The sequence below is a fragment of the Streptomyces sp. NBC_01474 genome (assembly GCF_035918215.1).
Classification (GTDB): domain Bacteria; phylum Actinomycetota; class Actinomycetes; order Streptomycetales; family Streptomycetaceae; genus Streptomyces; species Streptomyces aureus.
Genome location: NZ_CP109449.1, coordinates 928,720 through 943,673, shown reverse-complemented (window position 1 = coordinate 943,673; position 14,954 = coordinate 928,720). Strand labels below are relative to the sequence as shown.

Sequence of the window (14,954 nt, the reverse complement as noted above, 5' to 3'; positions counted from 1 at the left end):
CCGCGCCAGGGCCTGCGTTGTCAGACCCCTCTGCCATGGTGTTCGTACGGGGGCGGTGCGACGAACTGCTCGTGCAGGCACTGAAGGGGCGGAAGATGGCACAGGTCAACAACGGCTGGTCGGATGTGAGGTGGGAGCACTGGCAGGACGCCGACAACATCCGGCGGCGTCTCGATCAGGGGGCTGATCCCGAAGTGTGGGGCGGGGGGCGGCCGTTGCACCGGGCGGCGGCCTTCGGCTCACCGGAGGTCGTGGCGGAACTGGCGCGACGTGTACGGGATGTGGACGCGCTCGACGACGGGACGACCGCGCTGTGGGAGGCGGTCATGGAGAACCGGCCGGACAACGCACGGGCGTTGGCCGCCGCCGGGGCCGACCCCTGGCGACCCCAGTTCGGCGGTTGGTCGCCCGGCCGGCTGAGCCTGGCCGGACCGGCACGGGACCTCTTCTCGGTGCCCGAGGGTGAACGCGGGCTGACCGAGGCGGAGGACGCTGTGGCCCGGGAGGGCAGACGCCTCGTCGCGGCGCTGGGCACCCTCCACGACGACGGCACGGGCCTCGCCTGCGTGGCCGGGATCGACGCCCAGGAGGCGATCCGCCGCCTGGAGGCGAAGCCCGCGGACGGCGAGGACCTGGAAGAACTCCTGGACGACCCCTACGCGTACGACATGGACGAGAGCCTCCAGATCATCGGAGTGACGACCGTGCCCGGCGGGTGCGTCGTCACCCAGCCCTGGGGCTATGCGCCGCAGATGCCAGGTGTGATGACCATGCTGTCCGCCGGCACTTACTGCTACGGCCTGTACGCCAACCCCAAGAGCGGCAACCAGGGCAGCATCGCCCGGGACGGGGTCATCAAAGGCTCTGACCTCCACCCGGGCGGTGGACCGGACCACGGCGACACGTCGGAGGAGGTTCTGTTCTCCTACCTCTTCCAGCACAACGCGGTGGCCTACTCCTGTGCCTATGCAGGCCTGCGCCTGACCGACGCGCGTGCCGTCATCGGGCCACCGGACGGGTGGGTCGAACTGCCTCGGCGTGACTACTGGAAGTACGCGTGACCACGAAGGTGTCCGTCACGCGTCACCGCGAGCAGGCACGGCTCGATGCGCGGCGACGGCCGCGTACCGGCCAGTGCCGAACCGCCGGTGGGCCCAGGGCCGGAGCCGTCAGTCGAAGAGGTCCGGCTGCTCCTCGATGATCTGGTCCCACAGCGGCCGGAGCTGGAACCAGCCCGACAGCGGGCTGCCGATCTGCTCCCGTACCTGGAGCGCCGTGTCCCGGTCGATGAGGTACGGCGTGCCGGCCGCCATGGCCAGGAGCTGCGCCTGGCAGGAGCGCTCCATCGTGATGAACCACCAGGCGGCCTCGGCCACACTCTGACCGACCGTCAGCAAGCCGTGGTTGGCGAGAATGACGGCCTTGTGCGGGCCGAGCGCCTCACCGATCCGTCGGCCCTCCTCGGTGTCGTTGACGACTCCGCGGAAGTCCTCGTAGAGCCCGTGGCCCTCGAAGAAGGCGCAGGCGTCCTGGGTGAGCGGGTCGAGCCGCCGGCGGAGCGTGGAGAACGCCTTGCCGTGCACAGAGTGGGCGTGGGCCGCGGCGACGGCGTCCTCGCGGGCCTTGTGCACTTCGGAGTGGATGCAGAAGGCGGCCCGGTTGACGGGGTGGCTGCCCTCGACGACGTTTCCGTCGTGATCGACGAGGACGAGGTCGGAGACCTTGATCTGGGTGAAACTCATGCCGAAGGGGTTGACCCAGAACCACCGCGGGTTCTCCGGATCCCGCGCCGTGATGTGTCCCGCCACGCCCTCCGAGAACCCGAACTTGCCGAACAGCCGGAAGGCCGCGGCCAGTTCCTGCTTGCGGTGCAGCCTCTCCTGCTCCACCGAATCGAAGGTGGGCGGGAGCATCGCCTTGAACCCCGGCGGTACCGGTCCGATGCCGGTCTGGGGCGGTGTTGTCGCAGTGAACGTGTCCATCGATTGCCTCCTCGTGAGCGCCGAACGGCACAGGCGCGCCGGCAGCGCTATACCGGACAAGGGGTGGGGGCACCCGTATGTGATACAGCACCGTATGGGATGCAGACTTGTATCCGATACCGTGCTGTATCGTGTTGCGGGTCACATCGGGGTGTCAACGGCCAGGGAGGGACGCGTTGCCGAAGGGGCCCACCAAGCGTCGCCCGCAGACGACTGCGCGGCTGCTGGAAGCGGCGCAGGAGGCGTTCGCCGAGCGCGGCTTCTACGGAACCTCGATCGAGATGATCAGCGAGCGGGCCGGGCTCACGCGCGGGGCGTTCTACTCCAACTTCCGCAACAAGGAAGAGCTTTTCTTCGCCCTGTTCGACCTGCACGCCCAGAGCGTCGTGGACCGTCTGACGCAGGCCGTCGCGGAACTCGAGGAATCGGACGACCCGGTGCGGGCGGTACTCGCGAGAACGGGCACCGTCGACGCGGCCGAGCGCCGCTGGTACCTGCTGTCCACCGAGTTCACCCTGCACGCGATCAGGCATCCCGAGACGGCACGCCTCCTCGCGGAGCGGGACCGCGGGCTGCGCGAGGAGATCGCCGGCATACTCGCCCGCCTCTTCACCAGCATCGGCCGCAGCCCCACGGTCGACCTGGACTCCCTGGCCCGCCTCACGACGGCCGTCCACGAAGGCTCCCTGGCCCAAAGCCTCGTGGAACCCGACCGGTTGGCACCCGAGGAACTGGCCGTCACGTTTCTGCCACTGCTGATCGACGCGGTCTCGGAGCCTGCGTCGCCGGGGGCAGGCGCACCACACAAATAGCCGCGCACGAAATAGCCGCGCACGAAAGAGCCGCGCACGAAATAGCCGCGCACGAAAGAGCCGCGCACGAAAGAGCCGCGCACGAAAGAGCCGCGCACGAAAGAGCCGCGCACGAAACAGTCAGGTCGAGGCGGCCAGGACCGAAATGGCCGCATTCCTCACGGAACGCGGCTACGCGGAACTCGCCGGCGTCAGCGGATCTGTTCCGGCGTCACGGTCAGCCACTTCTTGTCCGCAGTCACCTTCTGGCCCAGCTCCTTCTGGCGTTTCGCGCCCGCGGCCTTCATGTCGTCGATCTCCTTCATATAGCTGTCCTTGCGGTTGACCCAGACGCGCACGCCGCCGTGCTCCACGTCCGTCGACCGCAGCAGCATCGGACCATCGCTCTTCGGGGTGTCGCCCGCGGCCAGGATGGGCTTCCGCCAGGCGTCGATGTACGTGCTGATCGCAGCGGGCTTGCCCTCGTACCAGGTGGCCGGTGCCCAGAGAGTGGGCGTCAGTTCGCGGTCGGCGAGCTTCGCCTGATCGTAGTGGCCGGCGGCGATCTCCTTGCGGGAGCTGGTCACTTCACCCGTCTTGCGGTCCTTGAGGAGGGCGGAGACTCCGAGTACGTTCTCGGGCCGGACGCCGTAGCCGTACTTGGGGTCGGCGAGCACCATCCGTACGAGGTCCTCGCTCGCCGCGCTCACCACGTACACCTTGATGCCGTGGGTGCTCAGCGTGCGGTAGAGCTCCTGCATGCCCGTCGAGAATTGCGGCGGCTTCACCCCGCCGGGCAGCGGCTTGTCGTAGGCGAGCAACTCGTCTATGTAGCACTTGAGTTGCTTCAGCGTGAATCCGGAGAAGATCTGCGCGGCCCACGGGTACGAGACCTGGTCGTCGATGTCGCACAGGCGGGCGTAGTACTCGGTCAGCGTCTCCTTGTGCGTGGCCGTGTCCTTGAATGGAATGATCTTCAAGGACGGGTCCATGGTGTCGCGCGTCAGGACGCCCTTCATCTCCAGGAAGGGGAGCAGGGACTCTTCCAGGTCGTTGCGGTACGTGGTGTTGTCCGCGTCGAAGACCGCGTACGCGCCCTGGTGGTCATGCGCGGCGATGACCTTCGCCAGCTTTTTCGCCACGGGCGCCGGCCAGTGTGTGAGCTCCGCCGCCACGGCACGCTGCTGTGCGCCGTCCGCCGCCGCCGTGGCCTCGGTGTCCGGCCAAAGAGCGCCCGCGGCGACCACTGCGCCGGTGAGGGCGCCCGCCACGCCGAGGAGGACGAGCTTCTTGCGCATCGGGTGTCTGTTCACGGCGCGCAATGCTAGGGCGAAGCGCACGGATTACCCATGATCGAAATCATGGAGTGGGCACGCGGGGTGCGGGTAGGCGCGATGTCGGCGTCTGCGACCGGGAGTTGGCGCAACAGCCGCCACCCTTGGTCACGCGGAAGCCGGTGGGGTCCGGGGCGTGACGGTCCAGGCGGTCTGTGCCGCCCACCGCTCGGCCGCAGCCGTCAGGATTTCGGTGGCGGGTGCCTTGATCTGGTCGTAGTCGAACAGTTCGGACATGCTCGCCGCCAGCCTCCGCTTGAACGCTCCCCACGCCCGCCGGGCCGGCTCGTCGGCGCGCAGGTAGTCGCGGAACAGGAGCGTGTAGCGGGCGTTGGGGCCTCCGCCCTCCTGGAGATGGACGTTGCAGGGCCGGGCGCCGACCGGAGGCGCGAAGACGAGCTTGCGGCACGGGATCCCGCCGGAGACTTCTGTACGGTTCCACGGATCGGGCCGGCGCCGGAAGCCGATCGCCGAGAGCGGGGCGTTGTGCCGCGCCTCGTCGATCGACCGCACCCGGACCTGCACGTCGATGCAGTCCTTGGCCGCCAGGCCGGGCACCGAAGTCCGTTGTATCCGGTGACCGACGCGAATCGGCTCAGTCGTCGAATGACGTCCGCGGAGGGTTCGAAGGCTGTGGCGGGATGCCATCAGGGTCTGTCGGGCTCGTCCTGCTGTTCCGGTACTCCTCCCATCGGTGGAGCCAGTTCCATGCTCTTCCTCACCTCCGGATATCGCTGAGGGGGGTGAGGGCCGCTCTCCGTTGATGAAACGCCGCATTCAGGCGGTGGCCAGACCCCGCTTGACCTGCCGTGTGACGTCGTCGGCGAGGATTTCCGGGAGGCCGTCCGCCACGGCGTTGAGGGCCTGGGCCGCCACATCCGCGGGGTCGACCTTCTGATCGGCGGGGACGAGGGCGGCCATGTCGGTGTCCATGTAGGCCACGTGCAGGGCAGTGACCGTGATGCCGCGGGGTGCCAGCTCCTCGCGCACGGCGTTCGTCTGCGCCCACGTGGCGGCCTTCGTCGCCGCGTAGGACCCGAGACCGGCCGGGTGCAGCCAGGACAGCGCGGAGAGCACGTTCAGCACCACGCCTCCGCCGTTGCCCTCGATGACCGGGGCGAACGCCCGCGTAAGGGCGAGCGGCCCGAAGAAGTTCGTCTCCAACTCGCGGCGTACCGCTTCCAGTTCTCCGGTGATGAGAGTCGTGCCGGTGGAGATTCCGGCGTTGTTCACGAGCAGTGTCGCGTCGGATGCGACGCGGGCCGCGGCCCGGACCGACTCTTCGTCGGTCACATCCAGGCGGAGCGGGGTGACGCCCGCCAGGTCCACGGTCTCGGGGCGCCGCGCCGCCGCGTACACCTTCGCTCCGCGCTGTACGAGCTGGTCGGCCAGGTGGCGGCCCAGCCCTCGGTTGGCCCCGGTGACGACTGCGACCGCGCCCTTGAGTTCCATGTCCGCTCCCAATGGTTCGGGGGCCCGGTGATCGGGTCCGCCAAGTAGATTACGTATGTAATCTAAACCGGGTCTAGGATAGATTGCAACCGACATCCAATGAGGGGAACGGGGAGGTGGCCGATGGGCCGCGTATCGCAGGCGCAAGCGCTGGAGAACCGCAGGCGCGTGGTGGAGAACGCCTCCCGGCTGTTCCGGGAGCAGGGAACGCATGTCAGCGTCGCCGAGCTCATGAAGGCGTCCGGCCTGACCCATGGCGGTTTCTACAAGCAGTTCGCCTCGAAGGAGGCGCTCGTCGACGAAGCCACCGCCCACGCGTTCGACGAGCTCACCCGGCGTCGCGCGGCCGGCCTCGAGCAGAGCGACGGGCAGCGCGATGCCGCGCAGCAGGCGCTGATCGACGTCTATCTCTCCGTCGCGCATCGCGACAACTCGGCGGACGGCTGTCCCGCCGCCGCTCTCGCCTCCGACATGGCCCGCGGGTCGGGCGACCGTGAGGCCCGCCGCGTGTACAGCGAGGGGGTCGGTGACTTCGCCGACTGGCTCGCCACCGGCGATCAGGACGGCATGGCCCGGCTGTGCACGATGGTCGGCGCGCTCGTCCTGGCCCGCGCCACCAGGGAATTCCCGCTCTCCGAGGAGATCCTGGCCGCCGCGCGAGAAGCTCTGACGTCAGCCGAGTGATGGCACTGCCGGGGCATCGCGCGGTTACTGTTTCGCTGCCTCGACGGCGCGCCGCATGAGGCTGAGGAACTGGTCCCGCTCGACGGGGTTGAAGTGGGCCAGCATCTCTTCGCTGATGCCGACGACGGAGGGGGCCAGAGTCGTGGCCAGCTCGCGGCCCGCGTCGGTGATGGTGACGAGCTTGCGCCGCCGGTCCTTGTCGTCCTTCGTGATCGCCACCAGGCCTCGGTGCCTGAGGCGTTCCAGCATCGGCGCCGCGGTCGACTTGTCGAGGCTGGCGAGGGTGCCGAGCGTGCCCTGATCCATGGGTCCGTGGGTCCGGAGCAGGCCCAGGACGGTGAACTGGGGGCCGGTCAGGTCCTGGTGGACCTGCTCGTGCCACAGACGGGTGTGGATCTGGCCGAGCTGGCGCGCCAGGGGGCCGAGTCCGTCGAGCGCGGCGTGGATGGTGCCGGAGGTGCCGTCGCCCGGTGTGTCGGTTCCGTTCATCGCTCTGCGCTGTCCTTTCGGAATTGATCAGGACGTACACGTACTACACCGTCGCAGAAGTAGGACGTATACGTCCTTGTTTGTTGTGAGGGCATTGACGTGAGACGGAGGTGGCGACGTGAGGCTTGTCGTCGCGATGACAGGAGCGACCGGCGCGCCCTTCGGTGTACGGCTTCTGGAGGTGCTGGGTGAACTGGGCGTGGAGACACACCTGGTCGTGAGTCGATGGGCCCGGGCGACCCTCACCGAGGAGACCGGGCTCAGCGTGCGAGGTTCAGGCGATGGCATCGGTGTGCCACAGCCTCGACGACCAGGCCGGGTATCCCGATGGTCCCGTACCTCACCGAGGAAGAGGTGCGCACGGGCAGGGGCAGCAAGTCCGTCATGAGCTGTCTGCTGCCCGGGCAGTTCGAGGGCCGGGCCGCCTGCGTCACCGCCTCGTTCGCGAACTCGTTCCCGGATGACGTACGGCAGCGGGTGATCGAGAACCGGGCCGACCACGGCTTCCCGGAGGCGAGTTGAGTGAAGACGGGCCCGACGCCCTCGGGGGCGTTCAGCCCACGTGGACGTGGGGGCGGCGGGCCGGGTCGGGTTCGGCCTCCCGCAGGACCTCGCGGGTGACGGGTGCCACCTCGCCCTGGCCGAAGAGGAAGAAGCGCAGGAAGTTGGCGAGGGGATTGCCCTCCGTCCACTCGAAGTAGATGTGGGGAACCCGGCCGGTGGTGTCACGGATGTGCAGGAGCAGGGCGGCCAGGGCGTTGGGGATGGAGGAGCCGTCCAGGGCCAGGACCCGGTAGCGGCTGTGCAGCACCTCGCCGCGCACGTTCAGGTCCCCTTCGAACTCCGACGGGTCGAGCACCGTGACCTCGACGAAGACGAAGTCCTCCTGGGCCGGGATGTCGTTGTCGTGGCGGATCTGGTCGATTTTCGCGCGGTACTCGCTGACGTCGCGGTTGTCGGGCTCGTTCGCGATGAACCTGACCTTGCGGCTGGCGATGTCGCGTACGAAGCGCTCGGCCATGGCGTCGAACGTGACGTGGGTGACGCGCAGTTCGAAGGCGCGGGCCAGCCGGGAGAGGAACGAGACGAGCATGATGCCGGCGATGAAGCAGGCACCGATTTTCACGCCGTCCGGGCGCTCGATGACGTTGACGACCGTCGTGTAGAGGAACACCGCCGAGATGATGGCGAAGCCGATGGTCCAGTTGCGCTGCCGGGCCTTGCGCGCGGCGATGGTGACGGCGATCGCGGCGGAGCAGATCAGGACGAGGACACCGGTCGCATAGGCACCGCCCTGCGCGTCGACGTCGGCGTCGAAGATCCAGGTCACCAGGAACGCGATCAGGGTGAAGACGATCACCATCGGACGTACGGCGCGGGCCCAGTGCGGCGCCATGCCGTACCGCGGCAGGTAGCGGGGCATCAGGTTGAGGAGCCCGGCCATCGCGGAGGCGCCCGCGAACCACAGGATCGCGATGGTGGAGATGTCGTAGACCGTGCCGAAGGCGCTGCCCAGGTACTCGTGCGCCAGGTACGCGAGCGCCCGGCCGTTGGCCTGGCCGCCGGACTTGAACTCCTTCTCCGGGATGAGCAGTGTGGTGATGAAGCTGGTGCAGACGAGGAACACGCTCATGATCGCGGCGGCCGTGGTCAGCAGTTTCTTGGCGCCCCGGATGCGGCCCGTCGGCCGCTCCTCGGTGTCGGTGGGGTCGCCCTTCACATGGGGCATGACCGCCACGCCGGTCTCGAACCCGGAGAGGCCGAGCGCGAGCTTGGGGAAGACCAGCAGGGCGACCCCGATCATGGCGAACGCGTTGCCGTGTTCGGCGGTGAGCGCCGTGGACCAGTCGGTGACCACATGCTCCTTAGTGATCACGTGCCAGAGGCCGGTCACCACCACCACGACGTTGAGCGAGAGATAGATGCCGACGAGGACGACGGCGACGCCGATCGCCTCCAGGAACCCCTTGAGGAACACCGCGCCGAGCAGGGCCACCAGGACGAGGGTGATGACCATCTGTTTGTTGTGCAGGGTGTCCGTCAGATGGGGGTTCTCCACGAGGTGGGTGGAGGCGTCCGCCGCCGACAGGGTGATGGTGATGAGAAAGTCGGTCGCGGCGAAGCCGAGCAGGGTGAGGACGAACAGCTTGCCCTTCCAGAAGGACAGCAACCGCTCCAGCATCGCGATCGAGCCCTCGCCGTGCGGGCTCTCCTCGGCGACCCGGCGGTACACCGGCAGCGCACCCATGAGAGTGACGATCACCAGCACGATGGTGGCCACCGGCGACAGCAGACCGGCCGCGAGAGCCGCGATGCCGGGCTGGTAGCCGAGGGTGGAGAAGTAGTCGACGCCGGTCAGACACATCACCCGCCACCAGGGCTGCCCCTTGTGGGACGGCTCCGGCTCGGCGGCCGCCCCCTGCTGCGGGGTCTTGGCCATGTCGGAGAGACCCTCGAGCATCCACGCGCGCAGGCGACTCGTACGGGCCCCTTGCGTGGTGGCCATCGGTGTACTCCTGACGTGCTGCCCAGCCCGGGGTCCCGGCCATCACACGGACACCCGGGCCGACGTCCACAGCTCGCGAGACCCAGGCCCATGCCCGGCTCCGCGCTGAGAGGAACGGCGCCGTTCGTCCGTGCCGCCCATTGTCACCACCGGCCGGAGGATCGGCACGGCGACGGAGCGCAACCGGCGGGTGTCCCGACCGGGCGATGGACGGTGTTCACGCCACGCAGCACACTTGAAAGGGAGGCAGGTCACGCGGCTGGCCCCGCGCTTCGCGGGGCGGGCGGAGCACCCCCGTGATACCTAGATCTGGGGGCGGTGCCCGAGAGCTGGAGGCGACGCGTATGACCGGCAATCCGCTGACCGGCTACCCCGTGCGGGACCGGATCGCACTGGCCGCGGGCCTCGTCGGCCCCTTCCTCGTCGCGCTCGTGCTGGTGCCCTTCCGCACGGACCTCACGGCCACCAACGCCGCCCTGATCCTGGTCGTGGTGGTCGTCGCCGTGGCGGCCGTCGGCAGTCGTGTGGCGGGCGCTGTCGCGGCGCTGTCGGCGGCGGCCTGGTTCGACTTCTTCCTCACCCGCCCGTACCAGCGGTTCAGCATCACCAACTCCGATGACGTCGAGACGGCGGTGCTGCTCCTGGTCGTCGGGTTGATCGTGTCGCAGCTCGCGGCCCGCGCGCGCCGGCTGAAGGTGGTCACGGTGACGGACGCGGAGTACCTCGCGCGCATCCACGGGACCGCCGACCTCGCCCAGTCCACCACCTCCGCGGACGCGGTCGTCGGCCATGTGCGCGAGCAGCTGACCGAACTGCTCGGACTGCGCGGCTGCCGATTCGAGTACGGCACCCTCCTGGGACGGCCGCCGCGACTGGAGCAGGACGGGACCGTGGTGGCCGGCCGCAGGCGCTGGGACGTCGACAGCGGGGGCTGGCCCGACGGCGAGATCGAACTGCGCGCGTACGGCAACGGCCAGTACCTCGGCCGTTACATGCTCACCCCCGGACCGGGCCCCGTCCCGTCACTCCAGGCCCGCCTCGTCGCCGTGACGCTCGCCGATCAGACGGGTGCTGCGCTGGACATCACCCGCCCGGCGAAGGGCGCCTGAGGGTCGGTCCAGACGCTCGCCCGGTGCCGTGGAGCCGGCGGCGGCCAGTGCGTCGTGACCGTCGTAGCGGCGCCGGTGAGCATGGCCTCCTGCCGAGACGTATGCAGCGCGTGAAGAGTGCTCCGGCACGCGTATGGATCACGGCAAGAAGGCTGGGCCCCTTGCCGCACGGCATTCACGCTGGTCCTCGAACTGCTCCATCGGAGGACCGGGAACATGGCCATACACACAGGCAGTGCGAACACGGCGGAAGACGGCGACGGAGTTCAGGAGCCGCCTGATACCGGGAACGCCGGAGCCATCCGGGCCGGTGACCGGCACAAGCTCACCGCGCTCCAGGGGGTCGCCGCGCTGTCGCTGGACGCGATGGCCTCGGTGGCGTACGGACCGGAGTCGATCGTTCTGGTGTTGGCCGTGGCCGGTGCCCACGGGATGGGGTTCACGCTTCCCGTCACGCTTGCGATCGCCGGACTGCTCGCGGTGCTGGTGGCCTCGTACCGTCAGGTCATCGCCGCCTTCCCGGACGGCGGCGGCTCGTACGCCGTGGCCAAGCGGCACCTGGGGCGTCGCACCAGCCTGGTCGCTGCCGGCTCTCTGATCCTCGACTACGTGCTGAACGTCGCGGTCTCCGTCACCGCCGGTGTCGCGGCGCTCACCTCGGCCTTCCCGCAGCTCTACGGCGAACGGACCTGGATCTGCCTCGGCGTCCTCGTCCTGGTCACGGCCATCAACCTGCGGGGCGTGGTCGACTCGGCGAAGGCGTTCCTGCTGCCGACCGCCCTGTTCGTCGGCTCGATCCTCGCGATGATCGTGGTCGGGCTCTTCCGTGACGGCCCGGTCAGCACCGCTTCGGCCGACGGCCACACCTCCGCTCTCGGCAACGGCGCCACCACCGTAGGGGCCTTGCTCCTGCTCAGGGCGTTCGCGGCCGGCTGCTCCGCCCTCACCGGCGTGGAGGCCGTGGCCAACGCGGTACCGTCCTTCCGCGCCCCGGCCGCCCGCCGCGCCCAGCGCACCGAGGTGGCGCTCGGCGCTCTCCTCGGTGTGATGCTGATCGGCCTGTCCATCCTCATCGGCCGCTTCCATCTCCAGCCGGTCGAAGGCGTGACGGTCCTCGCACAGCTCGCGGACGCCTCGTTCGGACACAACGTGGCTTTCTACGTGGTGCAGTTCGCGACGATGGTGCTCCTCGCGCTCGCCGCCAACACGTCCTTCGGTGGACTGCCCGTACTGATGAGCCTGCTGGCCCGGGGCAACCACCTCCCCCATGTGTTCGCCCTCAAGGCCGACCGGCAGGTGCACCGGCACGGGGTGCTCGCGCTGGCCCTGGTCTCCGCGCTGCTGCTGATCTTCTCCGGCGGCGACACGAACACCCTCGTACCGCTCTTCGCGATCGGCGTGTTCATCGGCTTCACCATCTGCCAGGTCGGCATGGTCCGGCACTGGTACGGCGAACGGGTCAAGGGCTGGCGGGCGAAGGCCGTACTGAACGGCTTCGGCGCCCTGCTGACCGGCGTCGCGGGAGTGGTCGTCACCGCCACCAAGTTCACCGAGGGCGCCTGGCTCGTCGTCCTCGCCCTGCCGCTGCTGGTCCTCGGCTTCGAGCGGGTGCGTCGCGCGTACAGCCGTATCGGCGAGCGCCTCGAACTCGGCCGCATCCCCGAACCGCCCGAACGCGCCCACTCGCTGGTCGTCGTACCCGTCTCGGGTCTGTCCAAGCTGACGTGCAAGGCGCTCACAGCGGCCCGTTCACTGGGCGACGAAGTGCTGGCGATCACCGTCACGCACCCCGCCCCGGAGGACCGTCGCGAAGCCGAAGCCCTGTATCGCGACTGGGAGTTGTGGAACCCGGGTGTCGATCTCGTCGAGCTCAGCTCCCCCACGCGCGCCCTCGGCCGGCCCGTCTCGGCCTACGTACGCCAGCTGTCCGCCACCCGCCCGGACTCCCAGATCACCGTACTGATCCCCGAAACCGAGTCCGCGCGCCTCTGGCAGCGCCTCCTGCAGAACCAGCGCGGCTCCGTCGTCGCACACGCGGTACGGCGCGACACGGACGCGGTGATCTGCCGACTCCGCTTCCGCGTCGACGCCGACGGGCGCTGAACGGCCCCCTCTGTCTCGTCTCCGTGCCCGTTGTCTTACTGTCGTAGGACATTCAGTCTTGACGCCTGGATCCAGGGTCGGCAAGCTGTCTTACTGTCGTAAGACAATGGGAGAAGCAGTGATCGAGTTCGTACTTGACGGCCGTTCACGGGTGGCCACCTACATGCAACTTGTGCTCCAGGTGCGCCAGGCTCTGCGGGTCGGTCTCGCCGAGCCGGGGGATCAGTTGCCCAAGGTGCGACAGGTGGCTCAGTCGCTGGCGATCAATCCGAACACGGTGCTGAAGGCGTACCGCGAGCTCGAACTCGAAGGACTGGCGGAGGGACGCCCAGGCGTGGGCACCTTCCTCGTCGGCACCCTCGCCGGCCCGGCCCTGGCCCACCAGGCCGGGCTGCGCGAAGACCTGGTCGTCTGGCTGCACAAGGCCCGGGCCGCGGGTCTGGGCCGCGAGGACATCACCGCGCTGATCGACACCACTCTGCGCACCACGCTCGACGCACCGCCGGCCGAGGACGTCTCGTGACCAGTTGGGGGACCAGACATGCGTGACCAGTTGGGGGATCGGACATGACGAACATGGCGTTGGAGACCGACGCGCTCGGAAAGCGGTACGGGCGCACATGGGCACTCCAGGAGTGCTCGCTGCACCTGCCCGCCGGCCGGATCGCCGGGCTCGCCGGACCCAACGGAGCGGGCAAGTCCACCCTCCTGCACCTCGCCGTCGGACTGCTGCGGTCCGACGCCGGACAGGTGCGCGTCTTCGGCCAGGATCCGCGTAACAACACCGCTGTCCTGCGGGAGGTCGGATTCGTGGCCCAGGACACGCCGCTCTACCGCGACTTCACCGCCGCAGACCTCATCACCCTGGGCGGCAAGCTCAACAGCCGCTGGGACGCCGCCTTCGCCCGTGAGCGGATCGGCCAACTCGACATTCCGCTCAAGAAGCCGGTCGGGAAACTCTCCGGCGGGCAGCGCGCCCAGGTGGCTCTGGCGCTGGCCATGGCCAAGCGGCCCCGTCTGCTGCTGCTCGACGAGCCGGTCGCGGCGCTCGACCCGCTGGCGCGAAGGGAGTTCATGCAGGCACTGATGGGCGTGGTCGCCGAGAGCGGCACGACGGTGCTGCTGTCCTCGCACCTGGTGGCGGACCTGGAACGGGTCTGCGACTACCTGATCGTGTTGCAGAAGGCACACGTCCGGCTGGTCGGATCGATCGACGAACTGCTCGACGAGCACCGGACGTTGGTCGGTCCGCGCACCGAGCCGGACGCCGTCCCGATGGAGGGCCCGGCACAGGTCATCAACGCCAGCCACACCGATCGCCAGTCCACGCTGCTCGTCCGCACGAAGGGACGCCCCGTCGACGACCCGGCCTGGACCCGGCACGAGGTGACTCTGGAAGACCTCGTCCTCGCCTACCTCCACACGGGCGACACCCGTGCGGCGCGCACCGTTTCGGAGGTGACCGCATGATCTGGCTGACGTGGAAACAGCATCGCAAGCAAGCGCTCTTCGCCGGGATCGGGCTGGCCGCACTCGCCGCGATCATGATTCCCACCGGTCTGCGGATGCACGATGCCTTCGACAACTCCGGCCTGGGCGCGTGCCTTTCGAAGCTGGGCACGGACGTGCTGGCCGCGAACAAGGCCGTGGACAGCTGTAACGCCCTCAGTACGCAGTTCCAGAACGAGTTCAAGGATCTGTCGTTCGTCGGCATCCTCTTCGTGATCCTGCCGCTGCTGATGGGGTTGTTCCTCGGCGCACCGCTGATCTCCCGCGAGGTCGAACACGGCACGCACCGGTTCGTGTGGACGCAGGGCGTCAGCCGCCTTCGGTGGGCGCTCGTCAAGTTCGGCCTGGTGGGCGCCGTCACGGTCCTCCTCGCCGTGGTGTACGCCCTGGGGGTGTCCTGGTGGTACGAGCCTCTGGCCGCCAACGGCAACGGGCGATTCGGCTACCTCTGGTTCGACGTGCAGGGCATCGCGCCGATCGGCTACACCCTCTTCGCCGTGTCGCTGGGCATCTTCGCCGGCACCTTCGCGCGCCGGGTCCTGCCGGCGATGGCGGTCACCCTCGCCGGATTCGCCGTCGTGCGCATCGCCGTCGAAACCCTCGGCCGGTCCCACTACATGCCCGCCAAAACCCTGAACTACGGCCTGGCGAGTTCTCAGGGACCGAACCCCGCATCGAGCGACTGGATTCTCAGCCAGGGATTGCGCGACGGCGCCGGGAAGCTCGTGAGGGAGAACGCCCAGGTGGGGTGCCCGTCCTCCAACGAGGGTAAGAGCGGCGCGAGTTCGTGCCTGGAGCAGATGGCACATCAGGGCCTGGGGCCCGGCTCCCACAACTGGCAGCTCTACCAGCCCGGCGACAGGTTCTGGGCCTTCCAGAGCATCGAGACGGGCATCTTCCTCGCTCTGGCGGCGCTCCTGGTCTTCCTCGCCGTGCGCCGGATCCGTCACATCGCCTGACGGGGGAGTGGGCGGTTCTTCAGGCGGGAGGGCTCC

Annotated in this window: 15 protein-coding genes and 1 pseudogene; 10 read left to right on the top strand and 6 right to left on the bottom strand. The window is 68.9% G+C overall.

Annotated elements, in window-relative coordinates; translation table 11 throughout:
* Positions 1–95 precede the first annotated feature (95 nt).
* Positions 96–1,061, top strand: coding sequence for an ankyrin repeat domain-containing protein (locus OG758_RS04590; protein ID WP_326715803.1), 966 nt, complete (start codon positions 96–98; stop codon positions 1,059–1,061).
* Between the two features lie 108 nt (positions 1,062–1,169).
* Here the strand turns inward: OG758_RS04590 and OG758_RS04585 are convergent, their stop codons facing one another.
* The gene (locus OG758_RS04585) at positions 1,170–1,982 is read right to left on the bottom strand and encodes a class II aldolase/adducin family protein (RefSeq protein ID WP_382060005.1); all 813 of its coding nucleotides are present in this window, start codon (positions 1,980–1,982) and stop codon (positions 1,170–1,172) included.
* A 176-nt stretch (positions 1,983–2,158) separates the two neighbouring features.
* Between OG758_RS04585 and OG758_RS04580 the strand changes: the two genes are divergently transcribed.
* The gene (locus tag OG758_RS04580; protein WP_326708734.1) at positions 2,159–2,794 is read left to right on the top strand and encodes a TetR/AcrR family transcriptional regulator; all 636 of its coding nucleotides are present in this window, start codon (positions 2,159–2,161) and stop codon (positions 2,792–2,794) included.
* Between the two features lie 191 nt (positions 2,795–2,985).
* Here the strand turns inward: OG758_RS04580 and OG758_RS04575 are convergent, their stop codons facing one another.
* The 3 genes from OG758_RS04575 to OG758_RS04565 form a co-directional block, all read right to left on the bottom strand.
* Positions 2,986–4,086 (bottom strand): haloacid dehalogenase-like hydrolase, encoded by a 1,101-nt coding sequence (locus OG758_RS04575; RefSeq protein ID WP_326708733.1) that lies wholly within the window; start codon positions 4,084–4,086, stop codon positions 2,986–2,988.
* A 129-nt stretch (positions 4,087–4,215) separates the two neighbouring features.
* The gene (locus OG758_RS04570; RefSeq protein ID WP_326708732.1) at positions 4,216–4,665 is read right to left on the bottom strand and encodes a GrpB family protein; all 450 of its coding nucleotides are present in this window, start codon (positions 4,663–4,665) and stop codon (positions 4,216–4,218) included.
* Between the two features lie 219 nt (positions 4,666–4,884).
* Positions 4,885–5,559 carry an SDR family oxidoreductase gene (locus tag OG758_RS04565; RefSeq protein ID WP_326708731.1) on the bottom strand — a complete coding sequence of 225 codons (675 nt, stop codon included), beginning with the start codon at positions 5,557–5,559 and terminating at the stop codon, positions 4,885–4,887.
* A gap of 123 nt (positions 5,560–5,682) precedes the next feature.
* Here OG758_RS04565 and OG758_RS04560 point away from each other — a divergent pair, with 123 nt between their 5' ends.
* A complete protein-coding gene (locus OG758_RS04560) occupies positions 5,683–6,243 on the top strand; it encodes a TetR/AcrR family transcriptional regulator (RefSeq protein ID WP_326708730.1) in 561 nt (186 codons plus the stop codon).
* A 24-nt stretch (positions 6,244–6,267) separates the two neighbouring features.
* Here the strand turns inward: OG758_RS04560 and OG758_RS04555 are convergent, their stop codons facing one another.
* Complete coding sequence (locus OG758_RS04555) at positions 6,268–6,732, bottom strand: MarR family winged helix-turn-helix transcriptional regulator (protein ID WP_326708729.1); 465 nt, start codon at positions 6,730–6,732, stop codon at positions 6,268–6,270.
* A 118-nt stretch (positions 6,733–6,850) separates the two neighbouring features.
* On the opposite strand from OG758_RS04555, the pseudogene OG758_RS04550 reads away from it, so the two are divergent.
* Together OG758_RS04550 and OG758_RS04545 are read left to right on the top strand one after the other, a co-directional pair.
* Positions 6,851–7,046 (top strand): annotated as a pseudogene (locus OG758_RS04550) (flavoprotein); the annotation flags it as partial.
* A gap of 13 nt (positions 7,047–7,059) precedes the next feature.
* Positions 7,060–7,254 (top strand): hypothetical protein, encoded by a 195-nt coding sequence (locus OG758_RS04545; RefSeq protein ID WP_326716290.1) that lies wholly within the window; start codon positions 7,060–7,062, stop codon positions 7,252–7,254.
* Between the two features lie 31 nt (positions 7,255–7,285).
* Here OG758_RS04545 and OG758_RS04540 read toward each other — a convergent pair whose 3' ends face one another.
* Positions 7,286–9,238, bottom strand: a complete 1,953-nt coding sequence (locus OG758_RS04540; RefSeq protein WP_326708728.1) for an amino acid transporter — start codon at positions 9,236–9,238, stop codon at positions 7,286–7,288.
* 344 nt (positions 9,239–9,582) lie between these two features.
* Between OG758_RS04540 and OG758_RS04535 the strand changes: the two genes are divergently transcribed.
* The 5 genes from OG758_RS04535 (at position 9,583) to OG758_RS04515 (ending at position 14,918) form a co-directional block, all read left to right on the top strand.
* Positions 9,583–10,347: a DUF4118 domain-containing protein gene (locus OG758_RS04535; RefSeq protein ID WP_326708727.1), complete on the top strand. Its 765-nt coding sequence runs from the start codon at positions 9,583–9,585 to the stop codon at positions 10,345–10,347.
* A gap of 216 nt (positions 10,348–10,563) precedes the next feature.
* Complete coding sequence (locus tag OG758_RS04530; RefSeq protein WP_326708726.1) at positions 10,564–12,450, top strand: APC family permease; 1,887 nt, start codon at positions 10,564–10,566, stop codon at positions 12,448–12,450.
* Between the two features lie 106 nt (positions 12,451–12,556).
* Positions 12,557–12,973 carry a GntR family transcriptional regulator gene (locus tag OG758_RS04525; RefSeq protein ID WP_326708725.1) on the top strand — a complete coding sequence of 139 codons (417 nt, stop codon included), beginning with the start codon at positions 12,557–12,559 and terminating at the stop codon, positions 12,971–12,973.
* Positions 12,974–13,017: 44 nt separating this feature from the next.
* Entirely contained in the window at positions 13,018–13,920 is a 903-nt protein-coding gene (locus OG758_RS04520; protein WP_326708724.1) for an ABC transporter ATP-binding protein, read from the top strand.
* Positions 13,917–14,918 carry an ABC transporter permease gene (locus OG758_RS04515; protein WP_326708723.1) on the top strand — a complete coding sequence of 334 codons (1,002 nt, stop codon included), beginning with the start codon at positions 13,917–13,919 and terminating at the stop codon, positions 14,916–14,918. Before OG758_RS04520 ends, OG758_RS04515 begins: the two co-directional genes overlap by 4 nt.
* The last annotated feature ends 36 nt before the right edge of the window (positions 14,919–14,954 follow it).